Annotated in this window: 16 protein-coding genes and 2 pseudogenes; 8 read left to right on the top strand and 10 right to left on the bottom strand. The window is 66.8% G+C overall.

Translation table 11 applies throughout. From position 1 onward, the window contains the following. Positions 1-2 precede the first annotated feature (2 nt). The 3 genes from IPG97_02120 to ugpC form a co-directional block, all read right to left on the bottom strand. A complete protein-coding gene (locus IPG97_02120; GenBank protein MBK6855375.1) occupies positions 3-1,238 on the bottom strand; it encodes a carbohydrate ABC transporter permease in 1,236 nt (411 codons plus the stop codon). After that, positions 1,225-1,914, bottom strand: coding sequence for a sugar ABC transporter permease (locus tag IPG97_02115; GenBank protein MBK6855374.1), 690 nt, complete (start codon positions 1,912-1,914; stop codon positions 1,225-1,227). Before IPG97_02115 ends, IPG97_02120 begins: the two co-directional genes overlap by 14 nt. Positions 1,915-2,019: 105 nt before the next feature. After that, positions 2,020-3,117, bottom strand: coding sequence for a sn-glycerol-3-phosphate ABC transporter ATP-binding protein UgpC (ugpC, locus tag IPG97_02110; protein MBK6855373.1), 1,098 nt, complete (start codon positions 3,115-3,117; stop codon positions 2,020-2,022). Positions 3,118-3,289: 172 nt separating this feature from the next. On the opposite strand from ugpC, the gene IPG97_02105 reads away from it, so the two are divergent. Next, positions 3,290-3,982, top strand: a complete 693-nt coding sequence (locus tag IPG97_02105; protein MBK6855372.1) for a hypothetical protein — start codon at positions 3,290-3,292, stop codon at positions 3,980-3,982. A 296-nt stretch (positions 3,983-4,278) separates the two neighbouring features. Here the strand turns inward: IPG97_02105 and bioB are convergent, their stop codons facing one another. After that, positions 4,279-5,355 carry a biotin synthase BioB gene (gene bioB / locus IPG97_02100; GenBank protein ID MBK6855371.1) on the bottom strand — a complete coding sequence of 359 codons (1,077 nt, stop codon included), beginning with the start codon at positions 5,353-5,355 and terminating at the stop codon, positions 4,279-4,281. A gap of 250 nt (positions 5,356-5,605) precedes the next feature. On the opposite strand from bioB, the gene IPG97_02095 reads away from it, so the two are divergent. The 3 genes from IPG97_02095 to IPG97_02085 all read left to right on the top strand — a co-directional run bounded on the left by IPG97_02095 (position 5,606) and on the right by IPG97_02085 (position 8,577). Further along, positions 5,606-7,891, top strand: a complete 2,286-nt coding sequence (locus IPG97_02095; protein ID MBK6855370.1) for a HAMP domain-containing protein — start codon at positions 5,606-5,608, stop codon at positions 7,889-7,891. Further along, entirely contained in the window at positions 7,888-8,025 is a 138-nt protein-coding gene (locus tag IPG97_02090) for a hypothetical protein (GenBank protein MBK6855369.1), read from the top strand. Before IPG97_02095 ends, IPG97_02090 begins: the two co-directional genes overlap by 4 nt. Before the next feature lie 138 nt (positions 8,026-8,163). Further along, positions 8,164-8,577, top strand: a complete 414-nt coding sequence (locus IPG97_02085; protein ID MBK6855368.1) for a roadblock/LC7 domain-containing protein — start codon at positions 8,164-8,166, stop codon at positions 8,575-8,577. 136 nt (positions 8,578-8,713) lie between these two features. On the opposite strand, the gene IPG97_02080 is transcribed toward IPG97_02085, so the two are convergent. Beyond that, complete coding sequence (locus IPG97_02080) at positions 8,714-9,769, bottom strand: LLM class F420-dependent oxidoreductase (protein MBK6855367.1); 1,056 nt, start codon at positions 9,767-9,769, stop codon at positions 8,714-8,716. Between the two features lie 130 nt (positions 9,770-9,899). On the opposite strand from IPG97_02080, the gene IPG97_02075 reads away from it, so the two are divergent. Beyond that, positions 9,900-10,973: a Rieske 2Fe-2S domain-containing protein gene (locus IPG97_02075; protein ID MBK6855366.1), complete on the top strand. Its 1,074-nt coding sequence runs from the start codon at positions 9,900-9,902 to the stop codon at positions 10,971-10,973. Positions 10,974-11,273: 300 nt separating this feature from the next. Continuing rightward, complete coding sequence (locus tag IPG97_02070; GenBank protein ID MBK6855365.1) at positions 11,274-12,692, top strand: sulfatase-like hydrolase/transferase; 1,419 nt, start codon at positions 11,274-11,276, stop codon at positions 12,690-12,692. Between the two features lie 31 nt (positions 12,693-12,723). On the opposite strand, the gene IPG97_02065 is transcribed toward IPG97_02070, so the two are convergent. The 4 genes and pseudogenes from IPG97_02065 to IPG97_02050 all read right to left on the bottom strand — a co-directional run bounded on the left by IPG97_02065 (position 12,724) and on the right by IPG97_02050 (position 17,603). Next, positions 12,724-13,980, bottom strand: a complete 1,257-nt coding sequence (locus tag IPG97_02065; protein ID MBK6855364.1) for a thiolase domain-containing protein — start codon at positions 13,978-13,980, stop codon at positions 12,724-12,726. Further along, positions 13,980-15,038, bottom strand: coding sequence for a thiolase domain-containing protein (locus tag IPG97_02060; GenBank protein MBK6855363.1), 1,059 nt, complete (start codon positions 15,036-15,038; stop codon positions 13,980-13,982). The genes IPG97_02065 and IPG97_02060 overlap by 1 nt, the downstream gene beginning before the upstream one ends. Beyond that, positions 15,038-16,287: pseudogene (locus IPG97_02055) on the bottom strand (OB-fold domain-containing protein). The gene IPG97_02060 and the pseudogene IPG97_02055 overlap by 1 nt, the downstream one beginning before the upstream one ends. 236 nt (positions 16,288-16,523) lie before the next feature. Next, positions 16,524-17,603, bottom strand: a complete 1,080-nt coding sequence (locus tag IPG97_02050; protein MBK6855362.1) for a Zn-dependent alcohol dehydrogenase — start codon at positions 17,601-17,603, stop codon at positions 16,524-16,526. A 119-nt stretch (positions 17,604-17,722) separates the two neighbouring features. Between IPG97_02050 and IPG97_02045 the strand changes: the two are divergent. Beyond that, a pseudogene (locus IPG97_02045) lies at positions 17,723-19,281 on the top strand (acyl-CoA synthetase). Between the two features lie 45 nt (positions 19,282-19,326). Beyond that, the gene (locus tag IPG97_02040; protein MBK6855361.1) at positions 19,327-20,301 is read left to right on the top strand and encodes a magnesium transporter CorA family protein; all 975 of its coding nucleotides are present in this window, start codon (positions 19,327-19,329) and stop codon (positions 20,299-20,301) included. Between the two features lie 106 nt (positions 20,302-20,407). Here IPG97_02040 and IPG97_02035 read toward each other — a convergent pair whose 3' ends face one another. Further along, on the bottom strand, positions 20,408-21,367 hold the full coding sequence (locus IPG97_02035) for a hypothetical protein (GenBank protein MBK6855360.1): 960 nt from the start codon (positions 21,365-21,367) through the stop codon (positions 20,408-20,410). Positions 21,368-21,444: the final 77 nt, after the last annotated feature.

Here is a 21,444-nt window from a genome sequence, read left to right as displayed (position 1 = left end):
GGTCACTTGACCGCGCCGGCGGTGAGACCGCGGATTATCTGGCGTTGGAAGGCGATCAGGAGAACCAGGACCGGCACCGCCGCCACCATCGCCGCGGCGATGCTCACGTTGGCGTTGGCCACGTTGTTACCGATGATGGTGCGGAGCTGGAACTGGAGCGTGTTGTAGCGGTCGTCGGACACAACCGACGCCGGCCACAGGTATTGGTTCCACGCACCCAGGGCGGCGATCACCGTGAACGAGGCGATCACCGGGCGGGTGAGAGGCACGGCGAAGCGGGTCAGGAAGGCCACGTGGCCATACCCGTCGAGCCGTGTGGCGTCGTTGATCTCGGGTGGGATGCCCCGGAAGCCCTGACGGATCAAGAACGTGCCGAAGGCCGAGGCCGTGAACGGCAGCACCAGGGCCTGCATGGTGTTGATCCACTCGAGCTGGCGGATCAGGGCGATGTTGCCGATCAGCGTCACCTCCAAGGGGAGGAGCAAGGTGGCCATGAACAGCGCGAACAGGAGGCGCTTGAACGGGAAGCGCAAGAAGGCAAAGGCGTAGGCAGCCATGACGGCGGTGACCACCTGGGCCAGGGTTATCGTCACCGTCATCACCAGGCTGCGGCCCATGGCCGGACCTAGTCGGGCCGAGGACCACGCCTGGGTCCACACTGCGCCACCGGCGAACACGATGGCGGCCCCGGTGATCAGCGAACCGACGGCGGCGGCCTCGATCACGGCCACCGTCATGCTCCTACCGTTGACGGCCAGGGCCGGTACCAACGTGGCCGAAACCAGGGCCATGGCAGCCAGCGTCCACCATTGGCTGTTCCCGTCGGCAGCGTGGAACGACCCGAAGGCCGGACCGACGGATATGGCGAGGACCACGGTGGCCCCCGCCGTGGCCAGAACGTTCTGCCAGCTCTGAGACGCCGCCCTCCAACCTCGGTCCCATCCCACCAGGGCCCGGTTGGCCCAAGTGAACACCACCAAGACCACCACCGTTCGGGCCACCACCGAGAAGAGTCCGCCGGTGAACCACGTTCGATCCTTCCAGTCGACATTTACCGGGTGGAGCGGCTTGCCGGCGTCCACGTACACGAACGGCGGCGACATGGCCTGGATCAAGGTGAGCAACAGTGGTCCGAGAACCACCACCGACAGGAGGACAAGCATCAGGTACTGCCCGGCCACACCCAGCCTGCGGCGGGTTGCGGAGTGCCCGAGCCCGTGGGAATCACTCGTCGCCATAGTGGACCCTCCGCTCGAGCAACACGAACTGGAGGAACGTGACGATCAGCGTGATGGCGAACAACCCGATGGACAGCACCGCACCGGCCCCGTAGTTCTGGCTCTGGCGGGAGATCTTGAACACCAAGGTCTCCGATGCTCCGGCCGGGCCTCCGTTGGTGATGATCTGGATCTGGGCGAAGGCCTGGAACCCGAAGATCACCAGCACCACCACCAGGAACAGCAGAACCGGCGAGATGAGCGGCAAAGTGATGCGCAACAGACGCCGCATCGGCCCGTATCCGTCGAGACGGGCAGCCTCCATCACCTCTTCGGGGACGGCCTGCAACCCAGCGAGCACGATCACGAATGCCAGCCCCAGGTTCTGCCAGATGCTGGGCAACGCCGCCGCGAACAGAGCCATGTCGGGGTCCTCCTTCCAGCCGACCTGGAAGAAGCCCACCGCCGGGTTGAACAAGAACAAGAACAGCACCGAGCTGACCGCCACCGAGCTGGCCAAGGTGCTGGAGAAGATGGCCTGGAACACCTTGATGCCCCGGAGCTGACGATGGGCGGCCACCGCCAGCAAGGTCCCCAGGACCAGGCCCGCGGGCACGGTGTAGAGGACGAACAGGAGCGAGTGCGTGAATCCGTCCTTGAACTCGGGACCGGTGAGGATCTCCCGGTACTGCTCCAAGCCGACGTAGCGATAGCTGAGACCACCCCGAGATGATCAACGACGGCGCCAGGAAGCCGAAGGCCATCCCAACCTCTTTGAGGGAGTAACGCCGTCGGAGCGATGTCACGGGATGCGCTCGGTGGTGGTCACATCGAACAGGTGGACGTGGGCCGGATCCGCGACCAGCTTCACCACGTCGCCGACCACATGGCTGGTCATGCCCGGCTGGCGGATCACGAACTGCTGCTCTCCAGCCACCATGAACAAGAGGCACTCGTGGCCCAGCCATTCGACGGCGCGGACTTCGGCTCGAATGGTCCCGTCGTCGGTGATCAGCAGGTGCTCGGGTCGAACGCCCACCACCACCTTGCGGCCTCGTTCCATGGTGGTGGAGGTCTCGGGCCCAGCCAGCCACCCACCCACGATGTCGACGGTACCGCCCGCACCCATCACACCGTTCAGGCAGTTCATGGGAGGAGTGCCGATGAACTGGGCCACGAAGGTGTTGACAGGGCGGTCGTACACCTCCCGAGGGGTGCCGACCTGTTGGAGCTTGCCCATTGACATCACTGCCACCCGGGAGGCCATGGTCATGGCCTCCACCTGATCGTGGGTCACGTACACGATGGTGGTGCCCACCCTCTCGTGCAGTTCCACCAACTCGATGCGAGTATTGGCCCGAAGCTTGGCATCGAGGTTGGACAGCGGCTCGTCCATCAAGAAGGCCTTGGGTCGCCCGACGAAGGCCCGGGCCAAGGCGACCCTCTGACGTTGACCACCGGACAGGGCCGAGGGCTTGCGGTCTAAATAGGCCTCCAAGTCGAGCACCCGGGCAGCCTCATGCACCCGTTCAGCTCGCTCGTCCTTCGTCAGCTTGCGGGTTGGATGATCCGGACCATCTACGGCATAGGACCGCACCAACAGCGGTGACTCGATGTTCCGCCTGACCGTCATGTGGGGGTAGAGGGCATAGCTCTGGAACACCATCGAGATGTCCCGGTCCGCCGGGTCGACATCGTTGACCAACCGCTCCCCTATGAACAGCTCACCGTCGGTGACGGTCTCCAAACCCGCGATCATCCGCAGGGCAGTTGACTTACCGCAACCGGACGGACCGAGGAGCACCATGAACTCACCATCGACGATCTCGAGATCGAGCGTCTCGACCGCTGTCACATCGCCGTAGCGCTTGGTGACGCCCTTGAAGGTGACACCGGCCATCTGACCTCCTGGTTGCCGTGGTCGACACGGATCGTAGGGGGCCGAGATGGCCATCGGGTGACAGAACGGTGTCGACCATCCCAACCAGAGGTGGATGCTGAGCTAGAACCTTCCACCCGGCCGCCGCTGGCCTACCGCAACTTTCGGACTCCTCACCCCACCGTTCATCACCATGCCAACTTCTCCCGATCCGAGCGCATCCTTCGACGACGCCACCAGGGCTCTCTACGCCGCGTTCGCCGATGTGGCCCACCGACCCAACATGGCACGGTGTCGCCATTGCGTCACCGATTCGGACGTGGCCGCCCTCGCCGGAGCGGTCACGACCCTGCCGGCACCGTCGATCAGCCGCTTTCTGGCCAAGGCCGGAACCACCTGGGGAGATGGCGAGGACCTTCGCCGCGTCGCGCCCCGGGCCCTCCACCTGGCAGCCGACCGCCAGCTCACCTTCGGACGACAGGTCCTGCTGGAGAAGCTGGCCAACGCGGGCTGGTCGACGTGGCCACCGGCCCAGGTCGATGCGATCTGTCGCTTCCTGCTGGCCGAGTGGACCCGGCTGATCGCCTCGCCCCCTCGGCCCGCTCACTGCGCGCACGGCTGGCTGAGCCAGACCGCCACCGTGGTCAGCGACCTGACCCCGTTCCTGCAGGGCGTGGAGCCGATGCTGGCGGGACCCAGCCCGGGCCCCGGCCCTTCACCTTGCCGTGGTAATCGTCCAGAGCGACCTGCGCCCCGACTTTCCCGACAGCGTGAGCGCCCTGTTCCAGGAGCCGGCGACAGCCGAGGCGTTCGGCGCGTGGCTTGCCGGCTCTCCGGTCAGCTCTGGTCTCGAGGCTGCCAGCCGAGCCCTGGCCACCACCGCTGATGCCCGAAGGCTCACGCTGGCCGTGGATCGGCTCGCCCGGTTCCGCTCGGCCCGCACCCGAACGGTGTGAGACGACCACCGGCCGCGGCGGCGACCGGAGTCAGCCCCGGGCCACCTCGCCATGAACCTTGCACCGCCCGACGAAACCACCGGGCGTGACCACCACGGCCAGCCTCGTGCCGCAGATCGAGCAGAACCGAGGCGGGTCCAACTCGCGGCCGCAACCAGGACAGTCCGTCGTCGGTCGCCCGCAGGCCGAACAGTGGACGACGTTCAGCCGGTCACCGGACCGACGCTTAAAAGACCTTGCCCAGCACACCCACGGGCATCTGCAGATCTTCCAGCATCTGGAGATCTTCATCCGGGGTGCGACCCAAGGTGGTGAGGTAGTTGCCCACGATCAAGGCGTTGATGCCCGACGTCAGACCAAGGGCCTGAAGCTCGCGCAGGGTCACCTCCCGACCGCCGGCGTAGCGCAGGATCACACCGGGTAGGGCGAGGCGGAACAGCGCTATCCAGCGAATGGCCTCCATGGCCCCAACGATCGGGTAATCACCCATCGGTGTACCGGGCCGGGGGTTCAAGAAGTTGACCGGTACCTCGGTGGGGTCGACGGCACGCAGTTCTTCGAGCAGCTCCAGGCGCTGGGCCGCGGTCTCTCCCATGCCCAACAGCACTCCACAGCACAGCTCCATGCCGTGGTTTCGAACCAGCTCACAGGTCTGTTGACGGTCGTCCCAGGAGTGGGTGGTGACCACCTTGGCGAAGTGGGAACGGGCAGTCTCCAGGTTGTGGTTGTAGCGGTGAACCCCACCCTCGGCCAGCCGTCGGGCCTGGTCGTCGGTGAGGATGCCGGCCGACACAGCCAAGTTGAGCCCGGTCTCCTCGCGGATGAGCGGCACCAACTCCAAGATCCGAGACATGTGCTTCTCATCGGGGCCCTTCACCGCCAAGACGATGCAGAACTCCGATGCCCCCACCGCCGCGGTCTCGCGGGCCGCGGCCAGAACCTCGTTCGTGTCGAGGAACGGGGTGGCCTTGACCGGGGTGTCGAAGGATGCGGACTGGCTGCAGAAGTGGCAGTCCTCGGGGCAGGCGCCGGTCTTCACCGACAAGATCCCCTCGACCTCGACCTCGGGACCACACCAGGCCAGTCGAACCTCATGGGCCAGAGCGGCCAGCGACGGAACCGAGGCATCCGGTACCCGCGCCAACACCTCCAACTCCGCTGCGCTCAGCTGGCGACGCTCATCCAACAACGCAACCTCGGCGGAGCGGATGACCCGGCGGGCCTCATCGGCTTCCAGCGGAGGAAGGGCGACCACCGGGCCGGGGCGGGGCGACAGGGTTACCGGCTGCACGGTCTCAGACATGGCCACCGACACTAACGACGGTGCCTGAGGCCACCCCAACCGGTCCGGCGACCGGTGTCATCAGCTCGCCTCCCACAGCGCCGCTGGGCTGGGTCGATCGACTCATCTGTACACATGCCAGATACGGGCCGTTCGACTCATTTACGATGTATCACACGCTGCCGATCGGGCATCAGGGGACTCTCCCATCTGGGCCAGCAAGGGGATCGGCACCAGGGGACGAGACGAACATCACAAGGGGCTCGATGTCATGAGCAAGCCAGCCAAGCACCAGACCGGGGCGCCCACACCCAAACGGCCGAAGGTCCCCATCCGGGCCAAGCTGCTGGCCGCCCTCTTCGTCCCCCTCGTCGCCGTAGCCGGCCTGAGCCTGGTCCAGGTCAACCAGGCCCAGGACCGCAAGAGCACCGTCGAGGAGGAGACCGCACTAGCCGGGGTGGCCCTCACCCCTGGCGGGCTGAGCGCCGCCCTCATCGTCGAGCAAGCCGATGCCGTGGTCACCGTGTTGGACCTGCGCGGTACGGCCACGCTGCCGACCAAGGACTGGTCCGAGAGCACAGCCCAGACCGATGCCGCCCTCGAGAGCCTCCGCAAGAGCGTGGCCGAGGGCGGCCCGGTGGCCCGCAAGATCTACGCCAACACCTTCGCCGACATCGAGGGCAACCTGAAGACCCAGCGGGCCAAGGTCGACGAGGCAGCCAAGACGCCCGGGCTCGGAAACTGGGGCGTAAACGAGTCGGTGTACCCGGCGTACTCACGCACCATCGAGACGCTGCTCGACGCCAACGACCAAGTGGTGCGGGCCATCTCCGACCCCGAGATGCGGGCCGCGGCCGAGACGCTCAACGACGCCAACCGGTTCAACTTCGCCATCAGCGTGGTCATGAAGCTGACCGGAACCTCCCTGGCCGCCACCGACCCCGAGCGCGTTAAGGTCGAGGTGTCTGGTGTTTTGCGCGATTTCGACCGGGTCAAGGAAAGCCTCCGAAGCCACACGACCGGCCCCTGGGCCCAGTCGGTCAACATGCACGCCTCCAACCCCAACTTCGACGAGATCTCCAACACGGTCACCCAATACCTGCTTTCTGGTGAACTGGTCATGGAGGAGCTGATCCAGCTCAACCCACCCGTGGCCGACCTGAGCAAGGCCCCTGAGGGGACCACCCAGCGGGTGGCCCTCGAGGCGGCTACAGCGCTGGAAGACATGATCGACGCCCGGGTGAGCGACGCCAATGCCGAGGCCCAGCAATACCAGCTCATCGGTGTCGTGGTCGTGCTCGGTGCCACGATTGCTGCCCTTGCGGTGGCGGCCTCGATCCTGCGCCCGATGCGCAAGCTCACCGAACAGGCCGAGGAGATGGCCACCACCGGGCTGCCCGCGGCAGTGCAGGCAGTGTTCAACACCCCCACCGACCAGGACGTCGTGGCCCCCCACTTCGCCCCGATATCGGTCAAGTCCCACGACGAGGTCCAGACGGTGGCCAGCGCCATCAACCACGTCCAGACATCGGCCATCGACCTCGCCGTGGAGCAGGCAACGCTCCGGCGCAACATTGCCGACTCGTTCGTGAGCCTGGGTCGACGCACCCAGAACCTGATCGGACTCCAGCTGGAGCTGATCACCGAGCTGGAAGAGAGCGAAACCGACCCCACAGTCCTGGAGTCGCTGTACAAACTCGACCACCTCGCCACCCGAGCCCGGCGCAACGCCGAATCCCTAGTCGTGCTCGGCGGCACCGAAGCCCACCGCGCCGGAGGCACACCGGTCCCCTTGACCGATGTGGTCCGCGCCACCCTCAGCGAGGTAGAGGCCTACCAGCGGGTGAGCCTCAGCAACCTGGACACGGCCTACATCCCCGGCTCTGCCGCCGCCGACCTCATCCACCTGCTGGCCGAACTGGTGGAGAACGGCCTGTCGTTCTCTCCCCCGACCACCGACGTCGAGGTGACCGGCACCCGGGGTCCGGCCGGCTACATGGTCACGGTCACCGACCACGGTGTCGGCATGACCGCCGACCGCCTAGAGCAAGCCAACCGGCGCCTATCGGGTAACGAGTCGTTCACCATCGCCCCGTCCCGCTACCTGGGCCACTACGTGGCCGGTCGGCTTGCCGCTCGTCTCGGCGCTTCGGTCTCGCTGGCATCGGCATCGGGTGGAGGGGTGGTCGCCACCGTCTCGGTGCCTGCCTCGCTACTGGTGAACGACGAAGAAGCCACCCGCGCCATCGCCCAAGCAGCTCAGACCCCCCCGGCGACACCGGCAAAGGTGACCCGGCCCTCGGCCAGCGCCAACGACGTCCACACCGACCCCGAGAACGCCGATGTCACCGTCGACGGACGCCCCCCTGCGGTCACGTCCGCCGCAAATGGAAACGGAAACGGCAAGGCCGCCACCGCACCCAAATCCGATCCGGTAGCGGTTCCAACACCACCAGTACCGGCAGAGACCACCACTGGGGGGTTGCGCAAGCGGGTTCCCGGCTCCCATGCCAAGGCAGTGGCCGAGCGCAGCCCCTGCTGCGCAGTGCCGCCGTGAACGCCGATCGCGGTTCGCTCAAGGCCGAGACCACCGAGAAGGAGAACCAGAACCTGGCCACCCTTCTCACGGCCTACACCTCGGGCCTTGATCGAGGTCGGAGCGGGTCCGATGATCCAGGCGACGAGGGCTGAGCCGGCCATGGCACAATCCCCCACCGGCGGAGCCCAGAAGTGGCATCCTGTTCGCTTCGAGTCGCACCACCTTCCGATGCTTGAGCAGACCAACGGCACGTACCGCCACCCCCCGACGGAGCCAACCGAGTGACTGAGCTGAGTGACAGTGCCAAGAACTTCAACTGGTTGATCGATGACTTCGTCAACTCCACCGCAGGCGTCACCGATGCCATCGCGGTATCCAGTGACGGGCTGTTGATCGCCGCCTCCAAGTCCTTGGAACGTGAGGACGCCGAGCAGGTAGCCGCAATCGTCACCGGTCTCGTGTCGCTCTCCGACGGCGCGTCGCGGGCCTTCGGCTTCGCCGGTCTCCAACAGGTCATCGTGTCCATGTATGGCGGCTACATGTTCGTTTCGTCGATCTCGCTGGGAAGCGCCCTGGGCGTGGTCGCTACCAGCGGATGCGACATCGGCGCCATCGGCTATCAGACCAGCCTGCTGGTCGAGCGGGCTGGCGAGCTCCTAACCCCCGAGTTGATCAGCGAGCTACGAGTCTCGGTCCTGTCCTAAGCCTCGATCCACCGATCGAACTTGGCTTGTGCTCAGTTCTCCCTGGTCAACCAGGGCCGCTCCGTGGGGTCCAGGCCGGCGACCGAACTCCGCCGGAAGGCTCCGCCTTCCGGCGGATCAGCCCGGTGGAGCAGCGTCAGCCGTTGACCAGGTCGGCCACCAGGCGGAGATGGTCGGGGGTGCCGTTTACGAGCAGGGTGGTCATGACCGTCTTGCGCCATTTCTGGTCGAGTTCTTCACGCACCTTGGCCAGCGGTCCCACCATGGCCACGTCTTCGACCAGGGCTAGAGGCACGCGGGCGATGGCCTCGTCCTTGCGGCCGGCCAGGAACAGGTCCTGGATCTCCTCGACCACCTCGCCGTAGCCCATGCGGGCGAAGAGGCTGGCGTGGAAGTTCACCTCCTTCGCCCCCATGCCTCCGATGTAGAAGCCCAGGAACATCCTCACCGCATCGGCTGCTCGTTCGATGTCGTCGTCGATCACGATGTTGACCATGTTGGGCACCTCGAAGGTGTCCAGAGAGCGGTGACGGGCATTGGGGCGGGCGAAGCCTTCGGCCAGGTTCTGGCGGTAATCGACGTCGAGGTCAGGTGACAAGAAGATGGGCAGCCAGCCGTCGCAGATCTCCGCGGCCAGGGCCACGTTCTTGGGCCCCTCGGCTCCGAGAAGGATGGGAAGGTCGGCCCGTAGCGGGTGGGTTATCGACTTGAGTGCCTTACCCAGGCCGGTGGTCCCGTCGCTGTGGTTGGGTAGCTGGAAGTGGCGACCCTGCATCTCCACCGGGGCTTCGCGGGCCAGCACCTGGCGGACAACGTCCACGTACTCCCGGGTCCGCTCCAGGGGACGGGGGTAGGGCTGGCCATACCAACCCTCGACGACCTGGGGTCCCGACGCTCCCAGACCGAGCATGAAGCGGCCGTTGGTGAGGTGATCGAGCGTGAGAGCCGACATAGCTGTGGCCACCGGAGTACGGGCCGCCATCTGACACACCGCCGTACCCATCCGGACCCGAGATGTGGCCGGGCCATGCCAAGCCAACGGGGTGAAGCAGTCCGAACCGTAGGCCTCGGCCGACCAGATCGAGTCGTAACCCAGGTCTTCAGCGGCGGCAACCATCTCGGCCACACCCACCGGCGGCGCCGAGAACCAGTATCCGAGGTGGAGCCCGAGCTTGAGGTCGTCGCTTGCCATGGCCGAACCGTAGCCCGCCGCTGCCATAGCTCGGTGGGGTCCAGCGCGCCTTCTGCTGGCCCGGTCGGGTGCATTCGACTCCGAGGGACTACACTAGAACACGTTCTAGTTTTCGGTTCAAGGAGCCCCGATGACCAGCACCACCGACCGCTACCCGTTCTCGATGCCCTCCGGGTGGTTCGCGGTGGCCGAATCTCCCGACGTAGAGATCGGCCAGACCAAGGCCATCTACTACTTCGCGACCCACATGGTGCTGTGGCGGGACGAAGAAGGCACCGCTCATGTCCAAGACGCCTACTGCCCCCACCTTGGCGCCCACCTCGGCCATGGCGGCCTGGTGGAGGGATGCGCCGTGGTGTGTCCCTTCCACGGCTGGAAGTTCGACGGCGACGGCTGCAACACCGAGATCCCCTACTCGGATCGCACCAACAAGAAGGCCAAGATCTACTCCTACCCGGTGCTGGAGCGGAACGGCTTCATCTACGCCTGGTACCACCCCACCCGCCAGGAGCCGACGTGGGAGGTCGAGGCCATCGAGGACGTGACCAACGGTGAGTACTACGGCCCCAAGCGATTCACCCACACCGTCGAAGCCGCCATCCAGGAGATGGGCGAGAACGCGGTGGACTCGGCCCACTTCCGCTACGTGCACAACGTGGCCGAGGTGCCCGAGATCATCCGGTACGAGCACGACGGCCACCGTTCCTACATGGAGTCCAACCAGAAGTTCCCCACCCCTCGGGGAGTGGTAAACGGAGAGATCAACAGCACCGCAGACGGGCCCGGCGTGAGCGTTGTGCGCTTCGCCGGAATCGTCGACACCTTGCTGATGACCGCCACCACCCCGGTCGATGCCGACACCACCCAGACCCGCTTCAACTTCTACGTCCGAAACCTGGGCGACGAATCCACCAATTCGTCGGTGGGTGAGGCCTTCGCCAACGAGGTCATCAAGCAGTTCACCGAAGACCTTCCCATCTGGACCCACAAGGCCCACTTGGTGCGGCCCGCCCTGGCCGACAACGACGGTCCGTTCATGAAGTACCGCAAGTGGTACGCCCAGTTCTACGCCGATCATCCCACGGCCGAAGAGGTGGCCGCCGAGGAGCGCACCGTGTTCCCGGCGCCGTACTGGCCAGACCGGATGGACGAGGTCCCCGGCAAGGGAACGGCCTCGGTCCGCTACGGCGGTTCGGCGTTGTAGGGAGGTCCGTTAGAGCCGGTCCGTCAGAAGGCGGAGCCTTCCAACGGAGTTCGGTCCGTCAGAAGGCAGCCTTCCGACGGAGCTGATTTTGTCGGCCTTACGGCCGTCGCCTTCGCTGCTGCGATCGGCAGAGCCGGTCTCCGCAGGTCCGGGGCTCCGCCACAAGGGGCTCTGCCCCCGAACCCCCGCCCTGCCGCGCTCCTCGGTGTTCTCGCGGTACTTCGCCACCTTGGACGATCCGGGATTGATGGGTTGGGCTTGTAGGGTGCTCGCCGTTCTGCTGAATGGGTGAGGCTGCCGATGGGTCATTCTGCTCCTGACATCGTGCTGGTCATGACCGACCAGCAACGCCACGATCAGGTCGGGTGGGCACCGGGGTCACCAGTCCGCACTCCGACCCTGGATGCTCTGGCGACCTCGGGGGTGATCTTCGACGCCTGCTACAGCGGGTCGACCACCTGCGTGCCAGCCCGCACCGCACTGCTCACCGGAAGGCTCGATCACCGGGTGGACACCGGTCCAAACCGGGCCATCCGCCCCGGGACTCCGACGGTGGCCACCATGCTGGGAGATGCCGGCTACCAGACGGCACTGGTGGGCAAGATGCACTTCACGCCCATGCGGACCGGGCACGGTTTCGACCACATCGAGGTGGCCGAGCACTTCACCGCCTACCCCGGTGACCCGGCCGGGTGGGACACATATGACCACTACCACGACTGGCTGGCCGAACAAGGCCTGGCCGACTGGCGCTTCGAGGTAGCCGGGGGCACAGCAGCGCCCTACCCCTTCCCCACCGAGACCCACCCGACGTCGTGGGTGCGGGATCGGGCCATCGAGGTGCTGACCCGCCGGGATCCGAACCGCCCTCTGTTCCTGGTGGTGTCGTTCCCCGGCCCCCACCCTCCGCTGAATCCGCCCGAGCCGTGGGCGTCGATGTACGACCCGGCCGACAGCGTGGTGGACCCCGACGATGACCGCCGCAACTTCGGTCTTCCCAACCTGTTCAGGAGGGAGATGGAGGCCGACGGGCCCGACCACCGTCGGGTGCGAGCCGAGCGCATCGGCCACCACCGTCGAGAACTGGCCCTCACCTACGGCTCGATCACCCAGATAGACGAGGCGGTGGCCGCGGTGACCGACCGCATCGACTTGGACCGAACCCTGTTGTGGTTCACCGTCGACCATGGCGATTACGGCGGACGGCGGGGGCTGGTGCGCAAGGTGCCGTGGATCCCGTTTGACGACCTGGCCCGTGTCCCCTGCTTCGCCACGGGTGCCTACGTCGCCGGCGGCCGACGGATCACCGAGCCGGTACAGAGCTACGACTTCGTGCCCACCGCCCTGACCGCGGCCGGGCTGACGCTCCCCTACCTCGACCCCGACCCCGGCGACGGTGTCGATCTGAGCGGACTTCTGGCAGATTCCGTCGCCCCCGGAGATCCCGATCGCATCGTGCTCTCGGCGTTCACCATGCACTGGCCCATGGCCCGCCGAGGCCCCTACAAGTACATCCGCGAGCTGGGCTGGAGCGAAGAGGTCCTATTCGACCTCAACACCGACCCCGGAGAGACCACAAACCTGATCGACTCCCCCGAACACGCCGACATCCGCGCCGACCTGGCCGCGGCGGTCGACGAAGAACTAGCCGGCTCCACCATCAGAGCCGACCTAGACGCCGCCCTAGCAGCAGCCATGCGCGCCCCCAACCAAGGCTGAGCCGAGGGCTGAGACCTCCGCGACGACGCCGTTATCCCCGAAGGGGGCAGCAGGCTCTGGTGGGGCCGGAGGGGTTGAGCCCGGGCGGGCCCGCGCGGAGGCCGGCTGGGGGGGGGGGGCCCACCTTGTCCCGACCGACGACCCACATGGCAAAGAACTGGCTACCGCCGCCGTAGGCGTGACCCACGGCTTTGCGGGCGCCGTCCACCTGGTGGTCTCCGGCGGTGCCCCGGACCTGCATGGCGGCCTCGGCGAAGCGGAGCATGCCCGATGCTCCGATGGGGTTGGTGCACAGCACGCCACCGGACATGTTGACCGGAAGGTCACCATCGAGCGCGGTGACGCCCTCCTCGGTCAGCTTCCAACCCTCGCCGGGCTCGGCGAAGCCCAGGTTCTCCAGCCACATGGGCTCGAACCACGAGAACGGGACGTACATCTCAACGCAGTCAACATCCTTGCGGGGGTTGGTGATCCCGGCCTGGCGGTAGACGTCCGCGGCGCAGAGGGCTCCGCCCAAGGGCAGCACGGTGTCCCGCTCGGCCGACAGAGTCGGCTCGGAGCGCATGGCGGTGCCCTGGATCCACGCCGGTTTGCGGCCTTCGGCGGCGGCATCGTCGGCCACCTTCTCGCTGCCCAGGACGAGGGCGCAGGCGCCGTCGCTGGAGGGGCAGGTCTCGGCGTAGCGGATGGGATCCCACAGCATCAGCGAGTCCTTTATGGAATCGAAGGTGATGTCGGGTTCGTGGAGGTGGGCGTAGGGGTTCTTGAGACCGTTCTGGCGGTCCTTGAGGGCCACCAGGATCCCGGTGTGGTCGGGGGCCTTGGCCCGCCGGATGTAGCTGCGAACGTGGGGGGCGAAGTAGCCACCGGCTCCGGCGTGCAGCGGCGGGGTGAAGGGGATGGGCAGCGACAGCGCCCACATGGCTTCGCTCTCGGACTGCTTCTCGAAGGCGACGGTCAACACTCGCTCGTGGATACCCGCCGAAATGAGCTGGCTGGCCACGATGGCGGTGGAACCCCCCACCGACCCGGCGGTGTGAACCCGGAACAGCGGCTTGCCGGTGCACCCCAGGGCGTCGGCCAGGAACAGCTCCGGCATCATCACGCCCTCGAAGAAGTCGGGGGCCTTGCCGATGACCACGGCGTCGATGTCGGTCCAGGTCATCTGGGCGTCGGTCAGGGCCCGCTGGGCGGCCTCGCGGAGCAGGCCGGCCATGGAGACGTCGCCCCGGGTGGCCTGGTGCTTGGTCTGGCCGATGCCGACGACCGCGACTCGCTCCTTGCCCATCAGTTCTCTCCTTCGAGCACGGTGACCAGGTTCTGTTGCAGGCAGGGTCCGCTGGTGGCGTGGGCCACGCCGCGGTCGGCCTCACCGGCGGCGATCCGGTTGGCTACTTCTCCGATGCGGACCAGGCCCGCGGTCATCATCGGGTTGGCGGCCAGGGCCCCTCCCGATGGGTTGATGTTCGTCTCGGCACCGAGCCCCATGGCTTGGGCGAGGATCAGCTCCTGGGGGCTGAACGGCGCGTGGATCTCGGCCACGTCCACCGGCCCGTCGGCGACCCCGGCCCGCTCGGCCGCGATGCGAGTCGACTCGCTCACCGTCAGGTCTCGGAGCCCGAGGTGGATCGGCTCGATGCGGTGGTCGATGCCACGGATCCAGGCCGGGCGCTCCACCTTGGAGCGGGCCACGTCGCCAGCGGCCAAGACGATGGCGGCAGCGCCGTCGGTGATGGGCGGGCAGTCGCTACGTCGGAGCGGGGCCACGAGGTAGTCCTCGGCCAGCACGTCGGCGGCGGGACGGTCCCAGGCCAGTTGGGCATTGGGATTGGTCATGGCCGCCCGGCGGCTGCGGGCCGCCACCTCGGCGAACTCTGCTTCGCTGGCTCGGCCCGAGTCGAGCAGGGCCCGCGCTTGGAGGGCAGCCAGGCTGATCGAGTCAGGCCATAGCGGCCCCATGGTGATGGGGTCGAGCTGGCGGGTCAGCACCATGGGCAGGTCGCCGGGTGACGACTTGGCGTAGGCGTAGACGAGGGCGGTGTCGATCTCTCCGAGTTGGAGCTTGACCCAGGCCTCATAGAGGGCCCAGGCCCCGTCCATCTCCACGTGGCTCTCCTGGATGGGGGGCCACGGCCCGACGGCGTCCAGGGTGGACACGAAGCTGAAGGCCATGCCGGCCAGGTAGTCGGTGGACCCCGAGCAGGTGAAGCCGATGTCGTCGATGGTCATGTCGACCTGGCGGAGCGCGCCGTGCACGGCGGGCATGAGCATCTCGACCTCGTTGAGCTCCTCCACCCGGCGCCGCATGGGCGTCTGGGCGAAGCTGATGACGGCGATGTCACGCATCAGGCGGACGCTCCTTGGGTGGTGCCGCCCTGGCCGGTGCGGGGGTTGCGGATGACGGCCTCGGTGGGGGCTACGCCGCCCACCCACGAGCCCAGGCCGGTGCCGTGGCCTTCGCCAGGGATCCGCACATGGGGGTCGTCGGGCTCGCCGTTGGGACGGAAGTAGCGGATCGACTCCAGGGTGGGTTCGATGTCGGCGTCGTCACGCCACACCCCCTCGACCCGCATACCGATGCGGACCTGATCGGCGGGGACCTCCTGGATGAGGTGCATGATCGACAGGTCTGCTCCGTCGAGCAGGATCAGGGCGCTCACGTAGGGGATCTCCATGACCGAGCCGTAGAACTGGAGGTTGACCACACAGAACGACGTGACGGTGCCGACTTGGGCCACCTCGACGTCGATGGGTGTGGGCTGGCCGAGTTCGGGGTCGGCACCACGCGGCGGGACGTAGACACGTCCACCGGGGGCCTGCTGGCCGATGATCTGTTTGTTGGTGATGCCGGTGAGGAAGCGGGTGGTGGCGTCGCCGGCGGTGAACTCGTAGTCGAGCTGGGCCGGTGTCCGAACCGAGCGGACAGGCTCCACGTCTCGGATGGATTCGGGAAGGGTGATGTCGGCCATCAGGCTTCTCCTCCGTCGGTGACGGGCACCCAGTGGGCGATGTCGTTGATGTGGCCCTCGCGCTCATCGGCCCATACCGGCTGCACCCGCATGCCGGTGGCCATTGCGGCCATGGACCCGGCGTCGACGGCTCCGAGCATGGCGGTGTCGGCACCGTCGGGTCGGATCTGGGCCCAGGCGAAGGGGCGATCCAAGGGATGCTTTTCGTGGGGGTCGATCACCCAGGCCCAGGTCGTCACCTCACCCGCGGGTCCGACCTCTACGAGCTCGGTGAGGTCGCGTCCCGAGACCGGATCGAACTCGGCGGGCGGCACGATGACCCGACCGTCCTCAGCTCGCGTTCCGATCAGGACCCGTTCGCGGAGTCCGGTGAGAAAGGCGCCGATGATCGGGCCGGTGGTCCGCTTGAACGGATACTCGATGATGAGGGGGGCCGAGAGGATCTCGCCACCCCCTGTCCCCTGGGTGGTGTCGGTCACGGCGCCAGACAATAGAACACGTTTCACTTTCGCGAGGAGGCCTCCCAGGGCAGGTGTGGGGCCGCACCAGCTCCAAGTATGACGCACCACGGGCTGACCCCCCAGGGGCGGCGGGCGGTGGGGGAGGAGAAGGCGGCGGGGGGCCATGGCCACGGTCCCCGCGTCCAGTGGCGTGGTCGATTCCCAACAGGGCGGCGTGCTGGCACCACCCCCCCCCCCCCCCCCCCCCCCCCCCCCCCCCCCCCCCCCCCCCCCCCCCCCCCCCCCCCCCCCCCCCCCCCCCCCCCCCCCCCCCCCCCCCCCCCCCCCCCAAGGGGGGGCCCCGGCCGGCGCCCAGCCGGGCTGCGGCGCCCAGGGCCGCGGGGATCCAGGCGAAGCCCCGCTCAGAAGGTGATGACGGTGCGGATGACCTCGCCCTTGCGCATGGCGTCGAAGGCATCGTTGATGTCGTCGATCCCCATCCGCTTGGAGATCATCCCCTCGAGGTCGAGCTTTCCTTCCTTCCACAGCTGGAGGAACCGGGCGAAGTCGCGCCGCACGTCCACCGAGCCGTAGTAGCTACCCATGAAGTTTTTCTCGGAGAAGAAGATCTCGAAGCCGTTGAAGGACACCTCCTTGTCCATGGCGCCGACCCCCACCACGCAGGTGGTCCCACCGCGCCGGGTGGCGTCGTAGGCCTGGCGCATCACGGCCGGGACACCGATGGCCTCGAAGGCGTAGTCGAAGCCGTCGCCGGTCAGCTCGGCCTGCAGGGCAGCCAGATCGTCGGGCTTGACGGTGTGGGTGGCCCCGAACCGCTTGGCCATCTCCAGCTTCTCGTCGACCAGGTCGACGGCCACGATGACCGACGCCCCGGCCACCTTGGCGCCCTGGATCACCGAGATCCCAACGCCACCGCAACCGAACACCACGACCTTGGAGCCGGGTTGGACCTTGGCGGTGTTGATCGCCGCGCCAACACCGGTGCTGACCCCGCAGCCGATGAGCGATGCGATGTCGAAGGGGACGTCATCGTCGATCTTGATGGCTGCTTCCTGGGGCAGCGTCACGTACTCGGCGAACGTGCCGGTGCCGGCCATGCCGAACAGGTCGGTGTCGCCTTCGGTGAACCGGGGCAGGCCAGCGATGGTGAACTGGATCATCACGCACAGGTGGGGTTGGTTGCGCTCGGTGCAGTAGTTGCACTGCCCGCACGGCGGTGACCACGCCACCACCACGTGGTCGCCCACCTTCAGGTCGGTGACCTGATCGCCCACCTCGGAGATGATGCCGGCGCCCTCGTGGCCGGGCACGAACGGCGCCCCCTGGGGCAACGTCCCCTCCATGGCGTGGAGGTCGGAGTGACACACCCCGGTGGCCTCGATCTTGATGGTGACGTCGGTGGGGCCGCACGGGATCGGTTCGACCCCGTCGACCACCTCGAGCTTCTCGTCCCCGGTGTTTCGCAGCACGGCGGCGCGCATGATGTGTCCCCTCTATGGCAGTGGTTCTGTGGGCCCGCGGACCCTACTAGAACGCGTTACAGAAGTGACCCCACGAGAAATAGAACGTGTTCCAAGAATTTCTCCTACAGTCCCCCACCATGGGAGACCTTGGATTCTGGCGACTGGCCGAAGCTGACCGTGACCGACTGGCCCTGGTGGGCCCCGACGGGAGCGAGCGCACCGCGGGCGAACTCCTGGACCGGGCCAACCAGATCGCCCACGGCCTCCGGGCCCTGGGACTGGAGACGCAACGACACCGTCGCCCTCCTGCTCCCCAACGGGATCGAACTGATCGAGACCTACCTGGCCGCACTCCAAATCGGCCTGTACGTGACACCGATCAACTGGCACCTGGTTGGCCCCGAGATCGCCTACATCCTCGAGGACTCCGACGCCCGCGTGTTCATCGCCCACGAGCGTTTCGCCGAGGCCGCCCGAGCCGCCGCCAGCGAGGCGGACTTCCCCACCGGCCCCGACGGCCGCGCCTTCGCCGTAGGCGAGGTGGACGGATTCCGCCCCTACGCCGAGATCGCCGCGGATCAGCCCCTCACCGCTCCCCGAAGGTCGTACCACCGGCGCCGCCATGCACTACACGTCGGGCACCACCGGCCGCCCCAAGGGCGTCAAGCGCGGCCTGTTCGAGATCGACCCCTCGGACATGGGCGAGCTGCTCGGCTACCTACCCAACCAGTTCGGCATTGCCCCGCGAGACGGCCACGTCCACCTGACCGTCTCACCGCTCTACCACACCGCGGTGCTGATGTGGACGGGCAACGCCTTGCACCTGGGCCACACCGTGGTTCTCATGGACAAGTGGCAGCCCGAGGAGACCCTGCGCCTCATCGAGCGCTACCGGGTGACCTACAGCCACATGGTGCCCACCCAGTTCGTCCGCCTGCTCGACCTGCCCGCCGACACCCGCTCCGCTTACGACATGAGCTCGTTGCGCAACATGGTGCACGGGGCTGCCCCGTGCCCCCACGAGATCAAGCGTCGGATGATCGAGTGGTGGGGCGACACCATTCAGGAGTACTACGCCGCCACCGAAGGGGGTGGCACGGTCATTGGCGCGGCCGAGTGGCTTTCCAAGCCGGGCTCGGTCGGCCTGCCCTGGGCCGGCTCGGAGATCCGCATCTACGACGACAACGCCAACCAGCTCGGCCCCGGCCAGATCGGCACCGTCTACATGCAGCTCATGGCCGACTTCGAATACAAGGGCGACTCCGCCAAGACCAAGGCCAACCGGATCGAGAACTTCTTCACGGTGGGCGACCTGGGCGAGCTCGACGAGGACGGCTACCTGTTCCTGCGCGACCGCAAGGCCGACATGATCATCTCGGGCGGCGCCAACATCTACCCGGCCGAGATCGAGGGTGAGCTGATCAACCACCCCGCGGTGGCCGACGTGGCCGTGTTCGGCATCCCCAACGCCGACTGGGGCGAGGAGATCAAGGCCGTGGTCGAGCTTCACGACGGCTTCGACGCCAGCCCCGAACTCGAGGCCGACATCCTGACCTGGGCCGCCACCCGCATGGGCAAGTTCAAGCTGCCCCGCACCATCGACTTCGTCGAGGCGCTCCCCCGCGAAGCCAACGGCAAGCTCATCAAACGCAAGCTCCGGGATCCCTACTGGGAAGGCGTCGATCGCCAGATCTGATCACAGAGGCGCGACGACGGGTGACCCGTCGGGAAAGATGAGTTCGTGCCAGTCCACGTACGCGCCTATCAGCAAGGCCAACTGGTCGAGGACCACATCGACCTCGCCGACGTCTCCGAACACCTGGACCTGCCCGACGTCTTGGTGTGGGTCGACCTGGTCGCCCCCACCAGCGACCAGCTCGCCGAACTGGCCGCTGAGCTTGGGCTACACGAGTTGGCGGTAGAGGACGCACTGAAGGCCAGCCAGCGACCCAAGCTGGACAGCTACGAGAACCACCTGTTCGTGGCCACCAGGTCGCTGCGGGTTGACGCGAGCTCGGGCCAGCTGTCACGAACCGACGTCCACGCCTTCTCGAACAGCCGCTGGATCGTTACGGTCCGAGACAACGACAGCTTCGACATGACCTCGGTAGCCGCCCGGGTTCCACGTTCTCCCCAACTGCTGAACCTCGGAGCCAGCTACATCCTCTACGCGGTGCTCGACGCTGTGGTGGACGAGTACTTCACAGCGGTGGACGTCTTGGACGAGTTCTACGACGCCATGACCGAGGACCTGTTCGAGGAACGACCCATCGCCCAAGACCGTCAGCGTCAGTGGTTCGAGATGCGCCGATCGCTGGTCACGTTCCATCGCAGCGTGGCCCCCATGCGCGAGGTCATGGCCGGTCTGACTCGCCACCGGGTGGAAGGTCTTCCCCAGGAGCTGGACCCCTACTTCGCCGACGTCTACGACCACGTGATCCGGGTTTTGGAGGCCACCGACGCCCTCCGGGAACTGGCCGCCAGCATCATCGAAACGAACATCAGCCTGCGCGACTACCGCCAGAACCAGATCATGAAGCGCGTCACCAGCTGGGCCGCCATCGTGGCCGTGCCCACCCTCATCACCGGCTTCTACGGCATGAACGTCCCCTACCCCGGCTTCGCCCGCCACTGGGGAGTGGTTGCCTCGGTCGTGTTGATGTTCGTGATCTCGGGCGCCCTCTACATTCAGTTCAAACGCCAAGCCTGGTTGTGACACCGGCGGACCCTCGGCCTGTCACCCATGCGAATCCAGCACGCTGTGTGCCCACCCAAGGTGTTCGGCTGTCCGACGAGCTGAAGCAGCAGACAGGGCGATCCAGCTAAACCGCGACCGGGGTCACCGGTTGGGGAGACGGGCGGAGGAAGCCGAACCGAGTGGCCATGAATCCCCGGATCTCGGGATCGCGCAACCTCCAGAAGCCAGCATCGACCACGAAGTGGGTGGCGACGATCCCCTTGGCAAGCCCGAACGTCCACAGCGGGCCACTGTCGAAGTTGGCGGAGGCAACCGAGAGGAAGATCCCTCCGACCACCACCGCGGCAACCGTAGACAGCACGACCCGACGCTGCGGGGCAACGACCGTACCCACCATCAGGTAGTACTGCGCTCCATGGGCGGCCTGATAGGCCATCGCCGCCCACAGAAAGCCAACTCCAAAAAAGCACAGTGGAGCGTAGAAGAGGACCGTTCCGGCCAGCACCATCGCCCGATACCAGTCCCGTCGGGCCAGCACGGCAACCGCCACCAATCCGACGATCACCAAAGCCGATCCGGTCACTCGAGCAGCGGTGTGGAACGTCCCCAAGTCGCTGGTCATGATCACCAGGCCCATCAGCCCGATGACCGTGGTGGCCAGGATCAGCCGCCTCTCCGATTGCGACGGTCCGCTCCGCTGCGTGGCCCGACACCAGAAGCTGGTCATTCCGAAGTTCTGCTTGGTGAAGTGGTGCAGCTGCCAAGCGATGAAACCGAAGACCAGGACCTCTCCAACCCGCCGAGGAGCGAGCGCGAAGAGCAGTGTCGATGCGGGAATTATCACCAAGGGAGCCACCACGTATCGGCCCCGGTGGCGGCGGACGTGGTCACCCAGATCCCGTTGCAGGTACAACCCAACGGTGGCCAACACGTGGGGTGACCCCAGGTAGATGCTGAGCACCAGCAGGGGATCCTCTACCTCCGCTACCGACGCCAACACGAACAGCAGCCAGGGAAACGCGGTGGTGGCCACGATCAGCCGCCCGTAGCGTCTCCCGTCATCGGCCAGCGCCACAGCGGTCACGTTCCCACGATCGGCACGAACAGGGGCTTCCTAAACCTGGATCCGCTGAAAGGCCGAGCCTTCCGGCGGAGCTGGGT

The sequence above is a fragment of the Microthrixaceae bacterium genome, from assembly GCA_016702505.1.
Lineage (GTDB): Bacteria > Actinomycetota > Acidimicrobiia > Acidimicrobiales > Iamiaceae > Aquihabitans.
This window is presented reverse-complemented; position numbering and strand designations above follow the sequence as displayed.

Excerpts from the sequence above, each read along its gene's own strand:
- IPG97_02080 (MBK6855367.1), bottom strand. The coding sequence starts at position 9,769 with ATGGCAAGCGACGACCTCAAGCTCGGGCTCCACCTCGGATACTGGTTC.
- ugpC (MBK6855373.1), bottom strand. The coding sequence starts at position 3,117 with ATGGCCGGTGTCACCTTCAAGGGCGTCACCAAGCGCTACGGCGATGTG.
- IPG97_02050 (MBK6855362.1), bottom strand. The coding sequence starts at position 17,603 with ATGCGCGCCGCCGTGCTGCGAAACACCGGGGACGAGAAGCTCGAGGTG.
- IPG97_02095 (MBK6855370.1), top strand. The coding sequence starts at position 5,606 with ATGAGCAAGCCAGCCAAGCACCAGACCGGGGCGCCCACACCCAAACGG.
- IPG97_02070 (MBK6855365.1), top strand. The coding sequence starts at position 11,274 with ATGGGTCATTCTGCTCCTGACATCGTGCTGGTCATGACCGACCAGCAA.
- IPG97_02060 (MBK6855363.1), bottom strand. The coding sequence starts at position 15,038 with ATGCGTGACATCGCCGTCATCAGCTTCGCCCAGACGCCCATGCGGCGC.
- IPG97_02120 (MBK6855375.1), bottom strand. The coding sequence starts at position 1,238 with ATGGCGACGAGTGATTCCCACGGGCTCGGGCACTCCGCAACCCGCCGC.
- IPG97_02075 (MBK6855366.1), top strand. The coding sequence starts at position 9,900 with ATGACCAGCACCACCGACCGCTACCCGTTCTCGATGCCCTCCGGGTGG.
- IPG97_02065 (MBK6855364.1), bottom strand. The coding sequence starts at position 13,980 with ATGGGCAAGGAGCGAGTCGCGGTCGTCGGCATCGGCCAGACCAAGCAC.
- bioB (MBK6855371.1), bottom strand. The coding sequence starts at position 5,355 with ATGTCTGAGACCGTGCAGCCGGTAACCCTGTCGCCCCGCCCCGGCCCG.
- IPG97_02105 (MBK6855372.1), top strand. The coding sequence starts at position 3,290 with ATGCCAACTTCTCCCGATCCGAGCGCATCCTTCGACGACGCCACCAGG.